Genomic DNA, 21,313 nt, shown 5'->3' on the forward strand with positions numbered 1-21,313 from the left:
GCCTGGAAGGGGCGGTCCTCGACGAGTCGAGAGCGGGCGCCGACCCGTCGGCCGGCGTCACCGTGTCGGATCACATGCCGATCGGGGTCATCGTGGCGAGCTCGGCCGCCACGGCGTTGCGGTGCAGCACCTTGCCCGCCCGGCTCGCCACGATGACCCCGATCGGCATGTGATCCGACACGGTGACGCCGGCCGACGGGTCGGCGCCCGCTCTCGACTCGTCGAGGACCGCCCCTTCCAGGCGACTGCGCATCAGGACGGCGCGCAGATCGGGGTCGTGCATCGCGGACTCGATCGTGTCGACCACCGTGTAGGTGCGATCGCCCTTGAGGCGGTGGCGGACGGTCTTGCGGAGGCTCGGGTCGGCACCGACCGCTGCGATCGCCTTGCCCATCGCCTGCATGTCGTCGGGGTCCATCAGCTCGACCCAGTTCATCGGGTCGTCGCCCGGGAAGACCTCGGTCAGCTCGTTCGACGTCATCGACCACTGCACTTCGACCTTCGGACTGATCAGCATGTGACCGATCCCGCTTCGGCGCAGCAACGACTCCATCCGGTACTCATCCGCGAGCGAACGGACCTCGATCCAGACGCGGCCGCGGCCACCACCCAGGCGACGCAGCCGGACCGGTCGATCGGCCAACGCCGGCGTGAGCCGCACCCGCACCGCCGCCTCACCGCTGCGGAGCTCGTCGAACGTGGCGTCGTCGAGGCGGGTGCCGATGGCCTCGAGCGGCCCGAGCAACGGCGCGGCGTCGCACCCGAGCTCGTCCTCGACGCTCGGGCTCACCTCGACGATGCGATCCTGCTCGACGACGACGTGAGGGACTGCCGCCAGCAGCCCGGCGAGCACGTCCGAGCCGGACGTCTCGCTCGACACGCCGTCGCTGCGCGGCGTCATCGGCCGGTCCGCGTCGGCGTCAGGCCGGCAGGGCGGCAGGCGGCGCTGACGGAAGGTCGGTGCGTGTGGAGCGGGGGCATGGGATCGCGGGAAGCGGGCGACGGACCAGCCCGATAGTAGCTGTGGGCCACGAGCTCGCCTGACGTCTGCTCGCCACACGAGCAGCGCCTCGCGCGCTGGGCGCGAGCTCGGGTTCGACTCGCCGCTCAGAGCGTCCATACCGTGGTATCGCACCCACCCCGAAAGGTCCCCATGAAGTACGTCAAACTCGGCAACTCGGGCCTGGAGGTGTCGCGGCTCTGCCTCGGTTGCATGAGCTTCGGCGAGCCCGCGGCGGGCCGTCACGAGTGGTCGCTCGACGAAGCGAGCAGCCGACCGTTCATCCAGCGGGCGCTCGACGCGGGCATCAACTTCTTCGACACCGCCAACGGGTACTCCGCCGGCACCAGCGAGCGGATCGTCGGGCGGGCGTTGCGCGACTTCGCCAGCCGCGACGAGGTCGTGATCGCCACGAAGGTGTTCTTCCCGATGCGCCGCGAGCGCAACTCGGTCGGCCTGTCGCGCAAGGCGATCATGGCCGAGGTCGACCACAGCCTCGAGCGGCTCGGCACCGACTACATCGACCTGTACCAGATCCACCGCTGGGACCCGCGCACGCCGATCGACGAGACGATCGAGGCGCTGCACGACGTCGTCAAGGCCGGCAAGGCGCGCTACGTCGGTGCGTCGTCGATGTTTGCGTGGCAGTTCAGCAAGGCGCTGTACACGGCCGAGCTCCGCGGATGGACCAAGTTCATCAGCATGCAGAACCACTACAACCTGCTCAATCGCGAGGAGGAGCGCGAGATGATGCCCCTCTGCGCCGATCAGGGCATCGGCGTGATCCCGTGGAGCCCGCTCGCTCGCGGCCGCCTGACGAGGGAATGGGACGAGACGACGGCACGGTCGGAGACCGACGAGTTCGGCAAGGGTCTCTACCAGCCGGAGGATCGTTCCATCGTCGAGCGGGTGGCCGAGATCGCCGCCCAGCGCGGCGTGCCGCGGGCCCAGGTGGCGCTGGCGTGGATGCTGTCGAAGCCGTTCGTCACCGCGCCGATCGTCGGCGCGACGAAGCTGGGCCACCTCGATGACGCCGTCGCGGCCGTCGAGCTCGAGTTGTCGGCCGGTGAGATCGCCCGACTCGAAGAGCCGTATCGGCCACACGATGTCGTCGGATTCCAATGAGCCGCCTGCCAGCTGCGCCCGACGGGTGCCGTTGTGGTCGACTGAGGCCATGAAGATCCCTCGCGACGACCCCCGCGCCCAGCACATGTCGAGCGACGTCGACGTCGACCGTGCCGAGCTCGCCGAGTTCCTCGGCGACAAGCACCGCTGGGTGCTCTCGACGACGCGTTCGGACGGTCGGCCGCAGATGAGCCTGGTGTCCGGCGGCATGATGGCCGACGGTCGGCTGGCGATCGCCACGTACCCCGAGCGGGTGAAGGCGAAGAACGCGCGCCGCAACCCGCACGTGTCCGTCGCCGTGCTCGGCGAGGCCTTCAACGATGCCTGGGTGCAGATCGACGGCGACGCCGAGGTGCTCGACATGCCCGAGGCAGCCGACGGCTTCGTCGAGTACTACCGCTGCATCTCGGGCGAGCACCCCGACTGGGACGAGTACCGGCAGGCGATGGCCGATCAGGGCAAGTGCCTGATCGTGATCGAACCGACACGCTGGAGCCCGGTCAGCAAGGGCGGGTTCCCGCCGTCGCTGTTCGAAGGCTGAACTCTCGGGCCACGCCGTCCGACTGCGGAACGAGCGCGGCTCGCGTGGTAGTCCGGATGCGCACACCACCTCAAGGAGCTCACGCATGGCTGTCGACAGGTTCCCGGTCGAGGCGAGCCACATCATGATGTTCGCCCGTTCGATCGGCGACGACAATCCGATCTACCACGACGCCGACGCGGCAGCCGACACCGAACCGGGCGGCATCATCGCGCCGCCGACGTTCGCGCAGGCGAGCGCGCAGTTCGATCCCGACTACCCACTCCGCCCGAAGATCGGCGAGCCGTGGTTCGGGTCGGGTGCGAACCCGACGGGCATCGACCGGTCGGCCACCGGCGGTGGTGGCGGAGGCGGCGGCGGAGGAGGCGGCCTGCACGCCGAGCAGCACTTCGAGTACCACCGCCACCTGCGACCCGGCGACGTGCTGACGGCGACGTCGCAGCCCGGCGAGACATGGGAGAAGCAGAGCAAGCGGGCCGGCAAGCTGGTCTTCAGCGAGTCGATCACCGAGTACCACGACCAAGACGGCGAACTCGTCATCACGGCGCGCGCCGTCGGCGTGCGGACCGAGAAGCCGGTCGAGGGCTGAGGGGGGCGACGATGGCACTGAGCGCAACCACGCTCGCAGTGGGCGACAGCCGCACCGTGACGCTCGTCGAGGACCTGAAGCGGACGCAGCTGGTGCAGTACGCCGGTGCCTCGGGCGACTACAACCCGCTCCACACCGACGACCTGTTCACCCGCGAGGTCGCCGGCTACCCCGGCGTCTTCGCCCACGGCATGCTCACGATGGGGATCACCGGCAAGCTGCTGACCGACTGGGTCGGTGACGGCAGGCTGACGAGGTACGGCGTGCGGTTCGTCAACCAGGTCTGGCCGGGCGACACCCTGACCGGTACGGCCGAGGTCGCCGCGATCCGGGAGGAGGACGGCGTCCACATCGCCGACTTCTCGGTCACGACGGTGAACCAGGACGGCGTGCCGGTGGTCACCGGCACTGCGTCCGCGCGCATCGACCCCTGAGCAGCCGGTCGGCCGGTCCCGCGGCGACGGATCGCTGGCCCGTTCCCGAACGTGCTGCGGGACGCACTCGACCAGTCCGGGACCGATGGCTCGTCACGGTCCCGATCGGCACACTCCGCCGGGCGCGGCACCGACCGCTGCCGTGGCGGGCTACGGTTCACAGTTGCGGGCCGGAGCGAGGACATCATCATGAACGACGCCCACCGCAACGCACCGTCGCAGCGCCCGTGCGCGCCGTCGCGACGGCTGAGGACCACCGCCCTCCTGTTGCTCGCCGGAGCCATGATCGGCATCAACGTGAGCGCTGCGCACGCGGACGGCAGCGGTGGTCGTCAGCACGGCAGCCGCTGCCACCGGCGGCCCCATGTGCCCGGCATGGTCGTCACCGAGAGCAGGCAGGACTTCGACGACACGTGGGCTGCGTTGATCGGGGCGCTCGATGACAACCCCAGCATCACCGTGGTCGCGACCGTCGATCATGCCGCTGCAGCGGCCGGTGCCGGACTGGATCTCGAACCGAATCGCGTGGTGGTCTTCGGGAACCCGGCTCTCGGCACGCCGATCATGGAGGTCGGCCGCACAGCTGGTCTCGACCTGCCGCAGAAGATCCTGGTGTGGGAGGACCGCCAGCGCGTGTTCGTCGGGTACAACTCGGTCGACTACCTCGCCGCCCGCCACGACGTCGGCGACGCCGACACACTCGAGACGATCGCCGGGGCGTTGTCCGGACTCGCGGCGACCGCCACGGGCGACGAGCGCAACTGCGAATCGAGGTGGCGCCACGATCGCGTCCTCCGGCGCGTGGCCCGCCGACCCGGGGTCGTGACCGTGGCAAGCGACGCCGACTTCGACACCACGTGGAGCCGACTCCTCGCGGCCATCGAGGGGTCGCCCGCTTCGGTGGCGTTCACCGTCGACCACGGCGCCAACGCGGCGGGTGTCCTGGAGCCGACGAGACTCGTCGTGTTCGGCAATCCGAACCTCGGCACGCCACTGATGCAGCGGTCCCCGACGGCGGGCATCGACCTCCCGATCAAGATCCTGGTGTGGGAAGACGCCAACGGCGTCACGCAGGTCTCGACGACCGACGTCCGATTCCTCAAGCGACGTCATCGGCTGCAGCACGTCCGTGAGTCGCTCGACGCGATCGATGGGGCAATCGACAACTTCGTGACCGCAGCGACGAGCACCACCTAGTCGAACCGGGCGGGCGCGACGCCCGACGTCACCGCGAGCCGTCGACGAGGTCGCGGACGCCGAACGGCTGGTGATCCTCGTGGTCGGCCCACTTGAGGAGCTCGTCGCGGATCAGATCCCTCCCCTGCTCGACGTCGCTCATGTCGTACTCGTAGTAGTGGATGCCCGAGAAATCGGCGGGCAGCGTCACGTGGGACTGCTTGAAGAGGAAGACCGGCTTGCCCAGCGCATCCGCCAGCCCGATCTCGTGGTAGACGTTGGGGTTGGGCACCGAGACGTCGGCGACGATCACGCCGGCCTGCGTGATGCTCTGCCAGACGTTCGTGCTCAGATCCCCGACGCGGACGATCTCATCACCCCGCGTCGCGATGAAGTCCGCGGCCTCGATGCCGGGCACGAGCATGTCGTCGTACACGCGGTCGGACCACGGTTCGCCGAACGCCATGACGACGAACGCCTCGGGGTAGTCGACGCGGATGTCCTTGTTCGCCTCCGGGCCGAGCGCGACCGTGAAACGGCTGATCATCGCACGAGTCGGGTTCGTGAGCGAGAACTCGTCACCGTCGTGTGACACGATCCCGTTCTGCTCCAGGAGCATGATCGTGTCGTCGAGACAGTGAACTCCCGCATGTTCCAGCTCGTCGAGGCTCAGAACGCTGCGATCTCCACTGAGACGAGCGTGGCCGTAGAGGAGATGGAGCATCTTCCATTCCTGATGCTTGCTCATCGATGACCTCCCTCGATCGACATCGATGCTCATCGCGGCCCGCGATCAGCTGACCCGAGCCGCGACACATCGGCTCCAAGACGGCCGGCCGAGGTCGCCGCGTCGGCCCTCGACACCGACCCGTGCGATAACGCATGTCTCCGTCTTGTGGATCGTTGACCCGCCGCGGATGATGGGAGTGCGGAGAATCCGCCGTGGAGGTGGTCGCGATGCGTGCGACTGGTCGTCGGAGTGTTCGTCGTCGGTCGTCGTGGTCGGTGATGGCCGGGTTCGTCGTTGCATCGGCGGTCGCCGTCGCAGCGCCGTCGCATCCTGCCGAAGCGGGGTCGGACTACGTGGCGCTTCCGTCGCCGGCGCGTCTGGTCGACACCCGACCCGGCTTCACCACCATCGACGGGCAGGACGCCGGCGACGGACGACGCACCGCGCAGAGCACGATGACCGTGCAAGTGGCGGATCGCGCCGGGATCCCCGCCGACGCCACCGCCGTCGTGTTGAACGTCGCCGCCGTCGACCCCCTCGGCCCCGGCCACATCACCGTCCACCCCACCGGCACCACGCGCCCCAACGCCTCCAACATCAATCACCTCACCGGCCAGACCATCGCCAACACCGTCATCGCCCGCCTCGGCACCGGCCGCGCCGTGTCGATCTACACCTACGCCGCCACCCACGTCATCGTCGACGTCGCCGGACACCTCCCCACCAGCAGCTACACCCCGCTCGACGCACCAGCACGCCTCGCCGACACCCGACCCGGCTTCACCACCATCGACGGGCAGGACGCCGGCAACGGACGCGTGCCGGGCGGCCACAGCCTGCAACTCGAGGTGACCGGACGAGCCGGCGTTCCGCTCGACGCCTCCGCCGTGGTGTTGAACGTCGCCGCCGTCGACCCCCTCGGACCCGGGCACATCACCGTCCACCCCACCGGCACCGCGCGCCCCAACGCCTCCAACATCAACCACTCCCCCGGCCAGACCATCGCCAACACCGTCGTCGCCCGCCTCGGTGCGGGCGGTCAGGTCTGCATCTCTGCGCACGCTGCGACCCACCTCGTCGTCGACGTCGCCGGCCACCTCGCCGGCCCGGCTCCGCCGGCCACCGGATCCGATTGCGAGCAGCCGCAGCAGATCGCCTACGCGAGGGCCGAAGCGCCCGAGGATCCGTGGATGCTCCCCGCCCTGTGGCTCATGGACGCCGACGGTTCCGACCAGCGTCGGCTGGACACCGGCATCTACGTCGACGGTGGCCCCGACTGGTCACCCGACGGGACGCAGCTCGCCTTCACCGGGTTCGATCCCGGTGTCTCGACCCCGTTGGGCGTCGTCCCCGACGTCTGGATCGTCGACGCCGACGGTACCGGCCTCCGGAACCTCACCGATCTGCCCGGGCCGAACCACGCCGTGTCACTGTCGTGGTCGCCCGACGGTCAACAGATCGCGTACGTGACGACGGCCTGGGACATCTGGATCATCGACGCCGACGGCACCGACAACCGTCGCATCACCAACGACGTCCTTCAGCAGGACTCGGTGGACTGGTCGCCGGACGGCGCGCTCCTCCTTTACAACGCCAACGTGGTCGACGGCACCGTGCTCACGGGGACGAGCGAGATCTGGACGATCGAACCCGGCGGCGGCAATCCGACTCGGCTGACCGACCCCGGGAACCTCGGCGGACCGACCTGGTCGCCGGACGGTTCCGAGATCGCCTTCGTGGAATGGGACTTCTCCGGCGCTGCGTCCGACGACCACTCCGACGTGTGGATCATGAACGCCGACGGCTCCGGCCAGCGCAACCTCACCGACGACCCGACACGGTTCGATGGTTCGCCGGCGTGGTCGCCCGACGGCACGATGATCGCATTCGACTCCGAGGGGCCGTTCGGGCCCTACGTCGATCCCGCGAGCGGGGACACGGAGTGCTGCGTCAACGATCCACCTGCCGACATCTACGTGATGCGGGCCGCAGGAGGTCCCAAGACGCAGCTCACCTTCGGCGACGCGATCGAAGTGTGGCCGGCCTGGCAACCGCACCCGACGGGCGGCGCAGCCGGTCCGTGAAGGGCCCCGCGCCGACGGGGCGGGGGCACGTACCACCGTCCCGCGGGCGGGATATTCGGCGGAGCGGCGGCACTGACCTTGCGTACCATCGGAGGTCGTTCCGGACGCGCCGCGCAGCGGCGCGACGAAGAAGGGAGACGCTGATGGCGCTCGTGACGTGGGACGAGATCGGCGGTGTACCCGTGCACTACGCACGCGACCTGGTTCCGTCGGTGCGAAACCGGGGTACGCGACGCCGGTTCCGATCGCAGGCGGCCTTCAAGGCCAAGTTGGACGCGATGTTCGCCGAGATGTGGGAGCACTGCGGGCTCGGGAAGGCGAGCGTCATCGTCACCGCTGGTGCGTTCGTCGACAAGGCCGGCATGCACGGCGAAGGCCGGGCGTTCGACCTCGACGGCATCGTCTGGCTCGCCGACGACGAGCGGGCGGAGCGCGAGTTCTACAGCGTCGACTTCGCCGCCGATGCGCCGTTCTACTGGGCAGTCGGTGGGATCCTGAACCGGCACATGAGGTTCGTGCTCCATGCGGCGTTCGACGCCACCCACGAAGATCACTTCCACATCACCGACAAGCATCCGCCCGGGTTCAGCTCGACGTCGCCGTCGGCGGTCAAGTACCTCCAGGCGGCGATCACCCACGTGCACGGCCGGCCGATCGCGATCGACGGCGACAAGGGACCACGCACGAACGCCGCACTGCAGGCCGTGCTCGAGCAACTCGACATCGATGGACCGATCGACGATCCGGCGGTCTGGGCGGCCTTCAACCTGGCGACCGCCCGGTTGGGAATGGGCGCCACGACGACCGATTCGGCAAGCGATCGGGCGCTCGACGACGAGTCGACACCGCGCCGCGAAGACGTCGCGCCGACCGGTGATCACGAGCGGCCGCTCGACACCGAGACGAGCGCGTCGTTCCGACTGCGACTGAGGACGCCGCGCATGCGTGGCGACAAGGTCAAGGAGCTGCAGCGGGCCCTCAAGGCGGCCGGACACGACCCCGGGCGGGTCGACGGCATCTTCGGGTCGAAGACGAAGCGCGCCGTCGAGGACTTCCAGCGGCAGCTCGGGCTCGATGTCGACGGGATCGTCGGACCGATGACGTCGGGGCGGCTCGACGACTTCACCCTCCGCGACGTGCCGGTCGGTGCACCCATGCGTGTGCTCGGCCCGATGTCGGACTGGTCGGCGATACCCGTCCGCACGCGGCGCATCCGGGCGATGCAGATCCTCACCGACCGGTACGGGTACCCGGTGAACGGCGCGGCCGGGATCGTCGGCAACCTCGAGGCCGAGTCCGGTGTCATGCCGAACCGTGTCGAGGGCAGCAGGGCCAGTGCTCCGATGACCAGCGCCAACAACCAGGGCACCTCGACGACGTGGACCGCGGAACAGGTGATGAACCGCGCTCCGGGCCAGACGGGTCCGAAGCGTCCCGGCGCCGGCCTCGCCCAATGGACGTTCCCGACCCGCCGGGCCGGTCTCTTCGAGCATCGCTTCGAAGGTTCGAAGCTCGGCGCGGCCATCCTCTTCGACATGGACGCGCAGATCGACTACCTCGTGGATGAGCTCAGGTCGTCGCAGTTCAGGACGACGGTCGACGAGGTCGTGCGCGCCGCAGGGGTCACGGTCGACAGGGCGAGCGACGTGTTCCTGCTGGAGTTCGAGCGCCCGGCCGACATGGGCACCACGCAGCAGCAGAAGCGACGCGAGTTCGCCAGGCGGGTGCTCGAGGACTTCCGCGCCGTAGAGGAGTAACCGCCTGCGTCACTCGCGGCACGGGTGAGCACCTCGGTGTCACCGTCCGGAGGTCGCGTCGCGGCGTGGTCGACGGTGAGGTGTCGCAGGGCACTGGCCGCCGGATGCTCGGCAGCTGTTCGACGGAGACGAGCAGAGTCGGTCGTCGCAGCGACCGCTGATCGCTGATCCGACGGGCCGGTTATGATGCGGGTGAGGGAGCTGCCGTCGCCGGCCTCTTCTGCCCGAACGATCGTGGTATCGAAGGGGGTTTCGCCGTGAACGGGTCGAGGCGACGGGCGAGAGGTCGTGGGCGAACTCCGGTGAGATGCAGTGCCCTCCTCGCCGCGACTGCATGTGCCGGTCTTGCGGTCCCGGCGGTTGCGTTGGTCGCGCCTCAGGGCCCGGCGGCGGCGAGTGCGCCGGGCTACAACGGGCTCATCGCGTTGAGCACCAGCGCTGGCTCGTCGTCGGGCGGGTCCAGCATCTGGACGATGCGAGCGGACGGATCCGGCCTCCGGGAGTTGACGAAGGGAAGCACTCCCTCCTGGTCGCCGGACGGGAAGCACATCGCGTTCTCGGATGCGAACCTGGACAAGGGCATCTGGGTCATCGGTGCCGGTGGCGCGAACCTCACCCAACTGTCGACCGGATCGGACTGGAGCCCGACGTGGTCGCCGGACGGGTCCAAGATCGCATTCGCACGATTCACCGAGCACGCTGGCGGCGCTGATGACTACGACATCTGGGTGATGGACAGCGACGGGAGCGATCAACAACACCTGGGAGGCTGGTCCGGATCGTGGGAGACGTTCCCGACGTGGTCGCCGGACGGGTCCAGGATCGCATTCGCGTCGGATCGGTTCTACGTTCGCAAGAGCGAAGGGATCGGCGACATCTTCGTGATGGACGCGAACGGATCCGACGTCTCCCGTCTCACGCGTCACACCGCCGGCGACGGCTTTCCAGACTGGTCACCCGACGGCACCAAGATCCTGTTCACGAGACGATCCGACCCGCATCTCGCCGCCCAGGAGTTGTACACCGTCGCTCCTGACGGAACCGGGGTAGAGCTCCTGACCGAGTTCGTCAACGTCGGTCAGGCCAGTTGGTCCCCCGAAGGCGAACACATCGTCGTCAACGGTGGATACTCCAGCGATCTGTACCGGATCCGCGGCGATGGACGCGGAGCACCGGTGCAGCTCACGTCGCTCCGTCTGAGCGACGACAAGTACTCCGACTGGCAGCCCGTCGCGACGAAGCCATCTTCGGCTGGGGAGTTCACATCCCTGACGCCGGCCCGGATCCTGGACACGCGGACCGGGAACGGCCGCAACGGCGCGACGACCCCGTTGGGCGCCACCGCATCGTTCGCAGTGCAGATCACGGGCCGCGGCGGCGTCGCTGCCGATGGGGTGTCGGCGGTGGTGATGAACGTGACGGTGACCCAACCGACCGCGCCGAGCTACTTGACGGTCTGGCCGACCGATGTCGATCGGCCGCTGGTGTCGAACCTCAATTACGTGGCAGGGCAGACCGTCCCGAACCTGGTGACCGTCGCGGTGGGCGCCGGAGGGCGGGTCAGCGCGTTCAACCGGTTCGGTTCGGTGCACGTGATCTTCGACGTCGTCGGGTTCTATGCCGACAGGAGCGGTCCCGCCGGGTCTCGGTTCCATTCGATCGATGATCCGTTCCGGTACTTCGATACCCGTACCGGTCTGGGAGGTGTCGGCGTGGGCCCGGTCGGGCCCGACGAGTCCCTGCAGTTCGGCGTGCTCGGCAGAGGTGGCGTCCCGGGTGTCGGTGTGTCCGGTGTCGTGATGAACGTCACCGTCACTCAGCCGACCCAGCCGAGCTATCTCACGGTGTACCCGAACGACGTCGCAACGCCTCCACTGGCGTCGAACCTGAACTATGTGGCGGGATTGACGGTCCCGAACCTGGTCGTCGTGCGCGTGCCGCCGAGCGGGATCGTCAACTTCTACAACCGGCACGGGTCGGTGCATGTGCTCGCCGACGTCGTCGGGTACTTCGACGACGACCGATTCGGTGAGGCCGGCCGTTTCGTCGGGCTCAACCCGAGCCGCCACTTCGACAGTCGCGAGATGCTGGACGAGCCGATCTGCGAGGACTGCGGGCTGACACTTGCGATCGTCGGCTGGGCAGGGGTGCCGGTGGTCGGCGCCCGCGCTGCGGTGTTGAACGTGACCGCAACCGAACCGACCGCTCCCAGCTACACGACCGTGTTCCCCGACGATCTGTGTTACCTCCCGTTGGCCTCGAATCTCAACTACGTCCCCGGCCAATCCGTCCCGAACCACGTCGTCGTGCGCCTCTCGTCGCCGACCGGGTGCGCGAACCCGGACTTCCCCGGCGCCATCATCCTCTACAACCGGTTCGGCACGGTCCATCTCATCGTGGACGTCTTCGGCTACTTCACCGACGACGCCGCGTACGCCCGCTACGTCACCATCACCGACGACACCGGAGCGATCAGCGTCGACGTCCCGATCGAGTGGAACGACGTGTTCGGCGAGCCCCGCGGCGACCCTCCCGAACCGCTCCTCGTGGCGTCGCCCGACCTCCGGCTCTTCGCCACCGTGTGGGATGTGCCCGGCGTCGTGATCGAGGCATCGCGGCGCGCGGCGACCGCCTACCCGACGCCTGCCGATTGGCTCGCGAGCTTCGAGCTCGACCACCTCGACCAGTGCGCCACCATCGAGACGGGACCCTACGACGATGGCGACTACCTCGGGACCTATGTGTCAGCAACGCGTTGCGGTGCGGGAGGCGCCGGCGACTTCTTGGTCGTCGCACAAGCCCGAGGGGTCGACCACTTCGTGCGCATCGAGTTCAGCACGATCACCCCACGAGACGTGGAGGCGATGGCCGTCATCCTCGCGTCGCTCGACGTGAGCTCGTGGTCGTGAACCCTGGACGCGCGGCCAGACCATCTGCCGAGCGGGTCCTCGCCTCTGCTCCCGAGATGCGCCGAGACGCGACTCAGCGGCCCCGTCAGGGCCGCTGAGCAGGTTCTTTGGAGCGGACGACGGGATTCGAACCCGCGACCCTCACCTTGGCAAGGTGATGCTCTACCAACTGAGCCACGTCCGCGTAGCGAGCGTCAAGACTACCAACCTTCCCGCGTGAGCGGACAAGGGCGAGGGCCTACCCGTCACCTCGCTGGTCGGCCGGGCGGAGGTCGACGCGCAGGGTCAGGATGCCGTCGTCGATGACGGCCTCGGCGTCACCGATGATGGCGAAGTCCTGATAGTCGAGCTTGGCCTGCTCGATGAAGTGCTGGCGCTCCTCCCCTGCGACAGGAGGGAGCGGGCGCTGTTTGACCGCATGGGCCCGCTCACGGAAACGGGCGATCATCGCATCGGTGTCGAGGCTTGCCATGGAGCCGATCGTATCCAGCGGGCCGGTCGGCGCGATCGCCCAGCGCGTCACTCCGCCGACGAGCGGGGCCTGAATCGAGAGCGGCGGAGCTCGGCGTCGAGCTCGGCGAGCGCCGCCTCGAGCGCAGCGGGATCGAGGTCCGACTCGGGCAACTCGTCCAGCGGCCGCTCGGTCTCGACGGGCGTGTCCGCCGCGGCCGCCCGGCGCGCTTCCTCGTCGACCGCGGCGTCCTCCGCCGGCTCGGCCGGCTCGACACGGGACGTGCCCGTACGCTCGTCGGCGGCCACACCGACCCGCTCGCCCTCGCCGTCGTGCAGGTCGTCGAAGCCCCCGGCCGTCGGCCCCTTCTCGAACGCCTCGTCGACCTCGGGAGGCGCTGCGATCGGCTCGATCGGTTCGGCGCCGGCGGGGCGCAGCTCGTCGAGCCGACGCCGCTGCCAGACCGGATCGCGCCGCCGCCAGCGCCGCTCGCCCATCGCCTCGAGCGGAGCGAGCAGCTCGGGATCGGGCCGGGTCGAGCGGTACAGCCAGACCGCCACCATGATCAGCGTCAGACCGAGGGCGACGAGCAGCGCGATGATCGACGTGATCGCCCGGGTGCCTTCTGGGTCACCGACCGATGCCGCGGTGGCGGTCAACCTCGTCGTCAGCGCGTACGTCACTGGCGGCCATTCTGCCATGGTGCTCGCCGAGCCCGGGTCTCATCGGGCGGGGGGCGCAGCCGCCAGCTGGTGGGCGGGGCACCACACGGTCGTGCGTCCACCGATCGGCTCGCGGCGCAGCCGGGTCCCGTCGCGAGGGCACGGCGTCATCGAGGCCCGCACCTCGGGATCGATCGTGCCGCGATGGCTGCCGCCACGCTCGAGCATGGCAGGCAGGTGCCGTCGCATCTCGGCGACGAGGCGCTCGATCGCGTCGGCGTCGAGTGCGCCCCCGGGCATGTGCGGCGAGAGGCCCGCCTGCCAGAGCACCTCGTCGACGCACAGGTTGCCGAAGCCGGCGACGATCGCCTGGTCGAGCAGGAGCGACTTGAGGGCAGCCCGCCGGCCGACCAGTCGAGCGGCGAGCTCCTCGGCGTCGACCGACAGGAAGTCGGGGCCGAGCCGCGCCTCGTCGGGGTCGACGGTGAAACGTGCCCAGCGGCGCGGATCGTTGACACGGACGACACTGCCACCGTCGAGGACGACGACCAGCCGGTCCCATGCGGCATCGTCGCGGTCGCTCGCGTACTCGAGCCGCTCGATCGCCGCCTCGCCGTCGACGACGAGCCGTCCGGTCATGCCGAAGTGCAGGCCGAGCGTGACGTCGGGGCGGTCGTCGACGGACGTGTCGAGGAGCACGAGCTTGCCGCGTCGCCGGGCGGTGGTGAAGCGGCGGCCTGGCAGGATGGCCATCAGCTCGGCGGCCATCGGCTGGCGCTCGTCGACGCGGACCTCACGAACGACGCGGCCGAGGATCGACTCGGCGGACCGCCGGTAGATCTCGGCCTCGAGCCCCTCGGGCATTCAGTCCAGCCGCTCGAGGAAGCGCTTGATCGGCTCGCCGACCTCGTCGAAGTGGATCAGGAATGCGTCGTGGCCGTGGTGTGAGTCGACCTCGGCGTACTCGTTGGGCACGCCGGCCGAGCTGAGCAGCTGCGACATGTGGCGCTGCTGGTACTGCGGGTAGAGCATGTCGCTGTTGATGCCGATGGTGAGGTTCGGCACGGTGATCCGCGCCATCGCGCGCTCGAGCGAGCCGCGCCCTCGCGCCACGTCGTGGAGATCCATCGCCTTCCCGATGATGAGGTAGCTGTTGGCGTCGAAGCGGCGGACCAGCTTGTCGCCGTGATAGTGGAGGTAGCGCTCGACCTCGAACTCCTGCCACAGCCCGAAGTGGTCGCCGAACTGAGCCCGGTCGGTCAGGCTGCGCCCAAACCGCTCGGTGAACGCGTTGTCGCTGCGGAACGTCACCTGCGCGACCTGGCGGGCGATCGCCAGCCCTTCGGCGGGCCCGTCGCCGGGGTCGGCGTCGTAGTAGTCGCCGCCGCGCCATCGCGGGTCGAGGCGGATCGCCCGCCGCCCGATCACGCCCCAGGCGATCTGCTGCGCGCTCGCCTGCATGCAGCTGGCGATCGGGATGACCGAGCGCACCCGCCGCGGGTACGTGATCGCCCACTCCAGCACCTGCATGCCGCCCATCGAACCGCCGACCACTGCCGCCCAACGGTCGACGCCGAGGTGCGGCATGAGTCGGGCCTGGGTGCGCACCATGTCGCGGATCGTCACCACCGGGAAGCGCGATCCGTAGGGCTTGCCGTCGACCGGGTGCGGGGACGCCGGCCCGGTCGAGCCCTGGCACCCGCCGAGGACGTTCGGGCAGACGACGAACCACTCGTCGGTGTCGATGTACTTGCCCGGCCCGACGACGTCGTCCCACCAGCCGGGCGTCGAGTGACCGCTGTCGGCGCGGCCGGCAGCGTGCGAGTCACCCGTCCACGCGTGGAGCACGAGCACGGCGTTCGACGCATCGCTGTTGAGCGTGCCCCAGGTCTCGTACGCGATGGTGACGTCGCTGAGCGCAGCGCCGCTGTCGACGGCGAACGGGTGGTCGTCGGCGAACGTGAAGAACTGACGGCTCCCGGCGGGGTCGCCGGCCTGCCAGGCGCCCGACACGGGCAACGGCTCACTCGCCATCGGGTTCCTGTCCGCTCGCATGTCGTCGATCGTCTCCTGTCCGTTGCATCGCGAGCGGCCCGCACGCCGGTTTGCCGGACCAGCCGGCCGCATGTCCCGCCGACGGCCAGCGGCCGACGTCGAGAGGGGCACCTTGGGGGCGTCGCCCAGGTTGCCGGGCCCGTTGCTCGAGCCGCTCTTGATGCAGCCGGAACTGTACCAGCGAGGCTCGCAGGCCGGCCGTTCGAGTGCCGGCGACGCGGACCCCGATGACTACGTTCGCCACCCATGGCCATCGCGATCAACGGTGACTGCACGCTGTACTACGAGGCGTTCGGCTCATCTCACGATCCCACCCTGCTGCTCGTCAACGGGCTCGGCTCGCAGTGCATCAACTTCCACGAGGAGTGGTGCGCGATGTTCGTCGACGCCGGCTTCCACGTGATCCGGTTCGACAACCGCGACGTCGGCTTGTCGTCGCACCTCGGCGAGGCCGAGCTCGACGAGCACCACGCGGCGTACCGGCTGGCCGACATGGCCGGCGATGCCGTCGCGGTGCTCGACGCAGCAGGCGTTGCACGCGCGCACGTGATGGGCCTCTCGATGGGCGGCATGATCGCGCAGCAGCTGGCGATCGCACATCGCGAGCGTCTGCTGACGATGGTGTCCGTCATGTCCCACACCGGTGAGCGTGAGCACAGCCGGTCGACGCCCGAGGCACTGGCGCAGCTCACCGGACCGCCGGCGCTCGATCGCGAGTCGTCGATCGCGCGGCACGTCGCCGGTCAGCGGATCTGGGGCAGCCCGGAATTCGCGGACGAGGCGCGGTGGCGCGCCGACGCCGAGCGGGCGTTCGACCGCAACTTCGACCCGGCCGGCGTGGCCCGCCAGTACTTCGCCCTCATGGCATCGCCGTCACGGGCCGACGACCTGGGCCAGATCACCACGCCGACGCTCGTCATGCACGGCACCGCCGACACCCTGATCGACATCGCCGGCGGGCGCCGTACCGCCGAGCTGATCCCCGGAGCCGAGTTCGTCGCGATCGAGGGCATGGGCCACGACTACCCGCCCGAGCTGTGGCACCGCTGGGTCGACGAGGTGGCACGCTTCTGCCACCGCTTCGACGAGTAGGACGAGTAGCCGGCGACGGCTACTCGGGGTCGGCGACGTCGACGAAGTGGCGCACGCGGTCGGTCCAGGTGGACAGACCGTCCGGCGTCGTGGCCAACGCCAGCTCGGCGTACGGCATCAGCTCCTGCAGGCGGGCCGCGGTGCTCACGGGATGGCCGGGGTCGCCCGTCCAGGCGAGGATCAGCGTCGGCACCTCGATGCGGGCGACGTCGTCCGGCGAGGGCAGATCGGTCGTGACGGCACCGCGGAAGATCCTGGCGAGCCGCTCCGGCTCGGTCTCGCGCAACACCCGCTCGAACCGCTCGCCGAAGTACGGGTCGTCGGTGAACGGATCCGGCGACGGGCGCTCGGCGGCCGCCGCCAGCAGCGTGGCGTGATCGCCGGCCGCCACGAGCTCGGCGGTCGCAGCGTAGACGTCGGTCTGCGCGGCCCGGGTCGCCCACGCCGTCGGCGGGATCACGAGCACCAGGGCGGTGATCCGCTCCGGCGCCAGCACGGCAGCGTGCAGCGCGGTCGCCGCACCCATCGACGCTCCCCCGGCAACGTAGCGGTCGATGCCCAAGCGGTCGGCCAGCGCCAACTGGTCGCGGGCGAGCTCGCGCCAGTGGTAGCCGTCGTCGCTCGGCGTCGACCCGGACGCGCCGTGGCCGCGAGCGTCGTACCGCAGCACCGTCGCCACCTCGCGGAGGGCGTCGAAGTCGAACAGCCCGAGCTCGTCCTCGGACGCCATCCCGCTCGTCAGCCCGTGCCCCCACACGAGATCGGGTCCGCTCCCGCTCAGGTCGTACGCGAGCTCGACACCGCGGATCTCCTCGGTCGCCATGCGACGGACCGTACCGGTCACGGGTTCGGCAGCTTGCAGGCGGGCGTCCCACCCGGGAGCTTGTGCCGGTACCTCGCCACGAGTCGATAGACGACGCCGGCCAACTGGCGGACACCGGGCAGGTCCATGATGCGGCCGAGCACCGCCCACACGCCGCCGGCGTGCCGGAACGCGGCGATCACTGCGTGCTCGGCGGAGCTGACGGTGCCGGCGTCGTCGACCCACTGCACGGCGGTCGTGCACGCCTCCTCGCTCAGGCCGAGCTCGGCGAGGTCGAGGAACTGCCACGGCTCGACGTGGTCGAGGCGCAACCAGCGCTGCCCCAATCGGGCCGACGTCGTGCAGAACCCGCAGTCGCCGTCGAAGACGAGGAGCGGTCGACCGGTCACCGTCACGACGGCAGCGTCCCGATCACGGGTTGCGCCAGCCGGAGGCGCTGTTCGAAGCCCGTCTCGTACGGCATGAAGCCGTTGCGATCCGGGTAGAGCATCTGCACCATGTCGTGCCGTTCGCCCCGGTACCACGCCGCTGCCGTCTCGAAGGCCGGGCCGTGCTGCTCGAGGTCGATCGGTGCGAACAGGCACCTGAGCTCGTTGTCGAGCAGCCCGATCAGCTCGACGCCGAGCGGGATCTCGGTGCCACCCCGGAGCGCGTCGACCACGAGCCCGATCAGCCCGTTCGCAGCGGCAGGCGTCAACCCGAACACGGCGATGTCGGGGAAGCCGACGAGGTCGGAAACGCCGATGGTGTACGCATACGCCGGCGTCGGCGGTTCGGTGCCGCTGCTCGGCGGAACCGGTTCGAGCGCCCACCCGTCGGTCTCGATCATCCACTCGATCTTCTCCGCATGCGGGATGTGGAAGTCGGGCAGCTCCATGCCGTTCATCGTGACCATCCTGCCAGCACGAACGGCCGTCGCGCCCTCCGATCGACGGCGGTTCTCGAAGTGCGCCGTGCACCCGACCGCGCGCCTCGGTACCGTCGTCGCCACATGTACGGCTTCCTGCTGCGCCCGAGGTGGCTCGCGTTCCACGTGCTCGTGGTCGTCGGCATCGTCGCCATGATCAACCTCGGCCTCTGGCAACTCCGGCGCCTCGACGACCGCGAGGCGTTCAACGCCGCCGTCGAGGCGCGGTACGGCGAGACACCGCAGCCGATCGACCAACTCCTCACGCCATCGACCGATCCCGACGACGTCGAGTGGCGCCCCGTCACCGTGTCGGGCTCGTACCGGACGCTCGAGCGGATCCTGGTCGTCAACCGCTCGCAGAACGGGCGGGCGGGCGACAACGTCGTCGTCCCCTTCGAGCTCGACGACGGCCGCGTCGTGCTCGTCAACCGCGGCTTCGCTCCCCTGGCGGCCGAGATCCCGAGCGCGCCCGTCGGCGACGTCGACCTCGTCGGTCGGCTCCGACCGTCGGAGGAACGCCGGCTCGGCCAGCTCTCCGACCCGAGCGACGGTGTGCTGACCGAGGTGCAGCGGATCGACATCGACCGCATCTCGATGCAGGTCGACGGCGAGCTGCTGCCGATGTACATCGACCTCGTCGAGTCCTCGCCGCCAGACTCGTCACCGGTTCCCGAACCCGTGACACCACCCGACCTGAGCGAGGGCAACCACCTCTCCTACGCCGTGCAGTGGTTCATCTTCTCGGTCTGCGTGGCGGCGGGCTGGGCCCTCGCCCTGCGCCGGTCCGTCACGACACGCCGTCGGTCACGGCCGGAGGAGCCGGCGCACGACGTTCACGTCGAGCTCGACGAGCTCGCGGCGCACTGACCACGGCACCGCAGCGAAGACGCGCCGCATCACGCGGGCGACCTCGCGGCCCGTGCTGTCGACGCGCAGGTAGGCCGACCAGTCGTCGGTGCCGAGCCCGAAGAACGCGTCGAAGAAGCTCGTGGTGGCATCGCGGTCGAGTCTGAGCAGCGCGCCGAGGCCGTAGTCGTGGAGCGCTCGGGCGCGACGGGTGGAGGCGGGCCAGACCGCGTCGTGGACGTCGGCACCGGCTGCGATCGCCTGGGCGACTCGCGGCGCGGCCCGCAGGCTCGCCGCGACCGAGTACCCCGTGGCGGGGTGGATCATCCCCGCTGCGGCGCCGAACCTCACGACGCGTCCGGTGCCCCGGTCGACCGGCACGCCCATCGGGATCCGGACGGTCTCGACGCGCCCGTGCCGCTCGGCGTCCTCGATCGCCGCTTCGTCGATGCGGCGAGCGAGCCGCCGGCGCAAGGCGTTCGGCTCGACGGCCGGGGTGGCGGCGAGCACGGTCTCCTCGACCAGCCACCCGTCGTCGAGCGGTACGACGTAGCAGAACGAGGGAGCCGCCGCCTGCTCGTTGCCGCTCCAGTCCATCACGGTCACCCGGTCGAGCGGGTACCGGCCGTCGACGACGTGCTCGTCGACGACGACGCCGTAGGCCGTCTGCCAGGCCACCGGAGTGGCGACGGAGGCGCCCCGTGCGTCGACGACGACGTCTGCCTCGACGACCGAACCGCCGGTCATCGTGATGGCGGCATGTCCGTGGTGGTCGGTCAGGTCGACGGCGAACCCGCGCCGCAGACGGGCGTCGATGTCGAGCTGCTCGCGCAGCGAGTCGTTGTCGAACACGCCGTACCGGCGGTCGACGGCGACATCACGAGTCGTGCGGATCAGCGCCGGCAGCGGTGGCGCAGCGAACACGGCGGTCGTGTCGATCACGTCGGCGACGTCGTCGACCCACGTGGCGTACGTGTTGGTCCACGGCTCCCCCGGCCCGACGACCACCACGTCGAGGCCGACGTCGGCGCACGCCGCGGCGATCGCTGCGCCGGCCGGGCCGTCACCCGCGATCGCGACGTCGTGGAGCACGCCCACCGGTGTGCTCAGCCGTGCTCGATCGCCGCCATCCGGCGGAATTGCTCGATCACGTCGGCGGACTCGTACGACGGGTCGAGCGCTCGGTAGACGGCTTCGACGTTGACCGCGATGCGGCCGAACTCGCCGAGCTGCGAGAAGTCCTCGGAAGCGCCGATCGCGGCGGCGATGTCGCGCGCGGCGTCGAAGGCGTCCATGCCGGCCGCGTGACGCGCCGTCGCCTCGGTGTCGACGTACGCCAGGTAGTCGCGCACGTCGCTGACACCGCCCTTGTCGGTCACCGGCCCGTGGCCCGGCACGACGACCTCGACGTCCATGCCGAGCATCAGGTCGCAGGCGGCGATCCAGTTCGACAGCGGGCCGGCCCACACGATCGGTGTGCCACCGATGAACAGGATGTCGCCCGTGTACACGACACCGGCGTCGGGCACGACGGCGATCGTGTCGCCGGCGGTGTGCGCCGGGCCGACCTCGATCAGCTCGACGAGCCGACCGCCGACGTCGAGATCGAGGCGGCCCTCGAAGGTCCGGTTCGGCAGCCGGAGCTCGATCCCGTCGAACTCGAACTCGCCGAAGTACGACCGGAAGAGCTCACCGACGTCGGTCTGGTCGTGGTTCAGGGCCGCCAGCATCGCGGGCGGCACGGCGGGCATCTCCTCCGCCGTCGCCGCGGAGGCCACCACGTCGGCGTCGCCGACGAGCTGGTTGCCGTAGCAGTGGTCGCCGTTGGCGTGCGTGTTCACGACCGTGGCGATGGGTGCGGATCTGGTGTGGTCGGCCATCTCGTCGAGCATGCGCTGCGTCAGGTTCAGGTCGAACAGGGTGTCGACCAGCAACGAGGTGCCGTCACCGACGACGAGGCCCGCGTTGCTCCACCCCCAGCCGCCATCGCCCTGCAGGTACGCCAGACAGCCGTCGGCCACCTCGGTCAGCGAGACATCACGATTCGCCATGCCCCTGGACTACCACGATCTCGACCGGCTGGCGAGCGTCGAAGCGGCGCGCGATCGACCGCTCCACAGCGCCGAGCT

Annotated in this window: 21 protein-coding genes and 1 tRNA gene; 10 read left to right on the forward strand and 12 right to left on the reverse strand. The window is 69.8% G+C overall.

Annotation, left to right across the window (positions count from 1 at the left end; translation table 11 throughout):
• Window positions 1–70: 70 nt before the first annotated feature.
• Entirely contained in the window at window positions 71–901 is an 831-nt protein-coding gene (locus QNJ12_RS12985; protein ID WP_300623082.1) for a hypothetical protein, read from the reverse strand.
• A 252-nt stretch (window positions 902–1,153) separates the two neighbouring features.
• Here QNJ12_RS12985 and QNJ12_RS12990 point away from each other — a divergent pair, with 252 nt between their 5' ends.
• From QNJ12_RS12990 to QNJ12_RS13010, 5 genes are all read left to right on the forward strand, one after another.
• Entirely contained in the window at window positions 1,154–2,125 is a 972-nt protein-coding gene (locus tag QNJ12_RS12990) for an aldo/keto reductase (protein WP_300623083.1), read from the forward strand.
• Window positions 2,126–2,174: 49 nt separating this feature from the next.
• Window positions 2,175–2,666: a PPOX class F420-dependent oxidoreductase gene (locus tag QNJ12_RS12995; protein WP_300623084.1), complete on the forward strand. Its 492-nt coding sequence runs from the start codon at window positions 2,175–2,177 to the stop codon at window positions 2,664–2,666.
• 85 nt (window positions 2,667–2,751) lie between these two features.
• Entirely contained in the window at window positions 2,752–3,255 is a 504-nt protein-coding gene (locus QNJ12_RS13000) for a MaoC family dehydratase N-terminal domain-containing protein (RefSeq protein WP_300623085.1), read from the forward strand.
• A gap of 11 nt (window positions 3,256–3,266) precedes the next feature.
• Window positions 3,267–3,689 carry a MaoC/PaaZ C-terminal domain-containing protein gene (locus tag QNJ12_RS13005; RefSeq protein ID WP_300623086.1) on the forward strand — a complete coding sequence of 141 codons (423 nt, stop codon included), beginning with the start codon at window positions 3,267–3,269 and terminating at the stop codon, window positions 3,687–3,689.
• 189 nt (window positions 3,690–3,878) lie between these two features.
• On the forward strand, window positions 3,879–4,886 hold the full coding sequence (locus QNJ12_RS13010; protein WP_300623087.1) for a DUF302 domain-containing protein: 1,008 nt from the start codon (window positions 3,879–3,881) through the stop codon (window positions 4,884–4,886).
• Between the two features lie 28 nt (window positions 4,887–4,914).
• Here QNJ12_RS13010 and QNJ12_RS13015 read toward each other — a convergent pair whose 3' ends face one another.
• Window positions 4,915–5,613, reverse strand: coding sequence for a hypothetical protein (locus QNJ12_RS13015; RefSeq protein WP_300623088.1), 699 nt, complete (start codon window positions 5,611–5,613; stop codon window positions 4,915–4,917).
• Window positions 5,614–5,873: 260 nt separating this feature from the next.
• Between QNJ12_RS13015 and QNJ12_RS13020 the strand changes: the two genes are divergently transcribed.
• The 3 genes from QNJ12_RS13020 to QNJ12_RS13030 all read left to right on the forward strand — a co-directional run bounded on the left by QNJ12_RS13020 (window position 5,874) and on the right by QNJ12_RS13030 (window position 12,345).
• Window positions 5,874–7,679, forward strand: a complete 1,806-nt coding sequence (locus QNJ12_RS13020; RefSeq protein ID WP_300623089.1) for a hypothetical protein — start codon at window positions 5,874–5,876, stop codon at window positions 7,677–7,679.
• 143 nt (window positions 7,680–7,822) lie between these two features.
• Window positions 7,823–9,436 (forward strand): phage tail tip lysozyme, encoded by a 1,614-nt coding sequence (locus QNJ12_RS13025; RefSeq protein WP_300623090.1) that lies wholly within the window; start codon window positions 7,823–7,825, stop codon window positions 9,434–9,436.
• Window positions 9,437–9,909: 473 nt separating this feature from the next.
• Complete coding sequence (locus tag QNJ12_RS13030) at window positions 9,910–12,345, forward strand: hypothetical protein (RefSeq protein ID WP_300623091.1); 2,436 nt, start codon at window positions 9,910–9,912, stop codon at window positions 12,343–12,345.
• Window positions 12,346–12,453: 108 nt separating this feature from the next.
• Here the strand turns inward: QNJ12_RS13030 and QNJ12_RS13035 are convergent.
• The 5 genes from QNJ12_RS13035 to QNJ12_RS13055 form a co-directional block, all read right to left on the reverse strand.
• Window positions 12,454–12,529: transfer RNA gene (locus tag QNJ12_RS13035), tRNA-Gly, on the reverse strand.
• 54 nt (window positions 12,530–12,583) lie between these two features.
• Window positions 12,584–12,817, reverse strand: coding sequence for a hypothetical protein (locus tag QNJ12_RS13040; RefSeq protein WP_300623092.1), 234 nt, complete (start codon window positions 12,815–12,817; stop codon window positions 12,584–12,586).
• 47 nt (window positions 12,818–12,864) lie between these two features.
• Window positions 12,865–13,479, reverse strand: a complete 615-nt coding sequence (locus tag QNJ12_RS13045; protein ID WP_300623093.1) for a hypothetical protein — start codon at window positions 13,477–13,479, stop codon at window positions 12,865–12,867.
• A 39-nt stretch (window positions 13,480–13,518) separates the two neighbouring features.
• On the reverse strand, window positions 13,519–14,322 hold the full coding sequence (locus tag QNJ12_RS13050) for a DNA-formamidopyrimidine glycosylase family protein (RefSeq protein ID WP_300623094.1): 804 nt from the start codon (window positions 14,320–14,322) through the stop codon (window positions 13,519–13,521).
• Entirely contained in the window at window positions 14,323–15,513 is a 1,191-nt protein-coding gene (locus QNJ12_RS13055; protein ID WP_300623095.1) for a homoserine O-acetyltransferase, read from the reverse strand.
• Window positions 15,514–15,759: 246 nt separating this feature from the next.
• Between QNJ12_RS13055 and QNJ12_RS13060 the strand changes: the two genes are divergently transcribed.
• Window positions 15,760–16,605: an alpha/beta fold hydrolase gene (locus QNJ12_RS13060; RefSeq protein WP_300623096.1), complete on the forward strand. Its 846-nt coding sequence runs from the start codon at window positions 15,760–15,762 to the stop codon at window positions 16,603–16,605.
• A 19-nt stretch (window positions 16,606–16,624) separates the two neighbouring features.
• Here the strand turns inward: QNJ12_RS13060 and QNJ12_RS13065 are convergent, their stop codons facing one another.
• The 3 genes from QNJ12_RS13065 to QNJ12_RS13075 are packed head-to-tail and all read right to left on the reverse strand — an operon-like array spanning window position 16,625 to window position 18,305.
• The gene (locus tag QNJ12_RS13065) at window positions 16,625–17,428 is read right to left on the reverse strand and encodes an alpha/beta hydrolase (RefSeq protein WP_300623097.1); all 804 of its coding nucleotides are present in this window, start codon (window positions 17,426–17,428) and stop codon (window positions 16,625–16,627) included.
• 17 nt (window positions 17,429–17,445) lie between these two features.
• Window positions 17,446–17,823, reverse strand: coding sequence for a thiol-disulfide oxidoreductase DCC family protein (locus QNJ12_RS13070; protein WP_300623098.1), 378 nt, complete (start codon window positions 17,821–17,823; stop codon window positions 17,446–17,448).
• Entirely contained in the window at window positions 17,820–18,305 is a 486-nt protein-coding gene (locus QNJ12_RS13075) for a DUF4262 domain-containing protein (protein WP_300623099.1), read from the reverse strand. The genes QNJ12_RS13070 and QNJ12_RS13075 overlap by 4 nt, the downstream gene beginning before the upstream one ends.
• A gap of 114 nt (window positions 18,306–18,419) precedes the next feature.
• Here QNJ12_RS13075 and QNJ12_RS13080 point away from each other — a divergent pair, with 114 nt between their 5' ends.
• The gene (locus tag QNJ12_RS13080; RefSeq protein ID WP_300623100.1) at window positions 18,420–19,205 is read left to right on the forward strand and encodes an SURF1 family protein; all 786 of its coding nucleotides are present in this window, start codon (window positions 18,420–18,422) and stop codon (window positions 19,203–19,205) included.
• On the opposite strand, the gene QNJ12_RS13085 is transcribed toward QNJ12_RS13080, so the two are convergent.
• Both QNJ12_RS13085 and QNJ12_RS13090 read right to left on the reverse strand, forming a co-directional pair.
• Window positions 19,143–20,276 (reverse strand): lycopene cyclase family protein, encoded by a 1,134-nt coding sequence (locus QNJ12_RS13085; protein WP_300623101.1) that lies wholly within the window; start codon window positions 20,274–20,276, stop codon window positions 19,143–19,145. The two genes, QNJ12_RS13080 and QNJ12_RS13085, sit on opposite strands and share 63 nt — an antisense overlap.
• Window positions 20,277–20,290: 14 nt before the next feature.
• Window positions 20,291–21,235, reverse strand: coding sequence for an MBL fold metallo-hydrolase (locus tag QNJ12_RS13090; protein WP_300623103.1), 945 nt, complete (start codon window positions 21,233–21,235; stop codon window positions 20,291–20,293).
• Window positions 21,236–21,313 lie beyond the last annotated feature (78 nt).

This window comes from Ilumatobacter sp. (genome assembly GCF_030065885.1).
GTDB lineage: Bacteria > Actinomycetota > Acidimicrobiia > Acidimicrobiales > Ilumatobacteraceae > Ilumatobacter.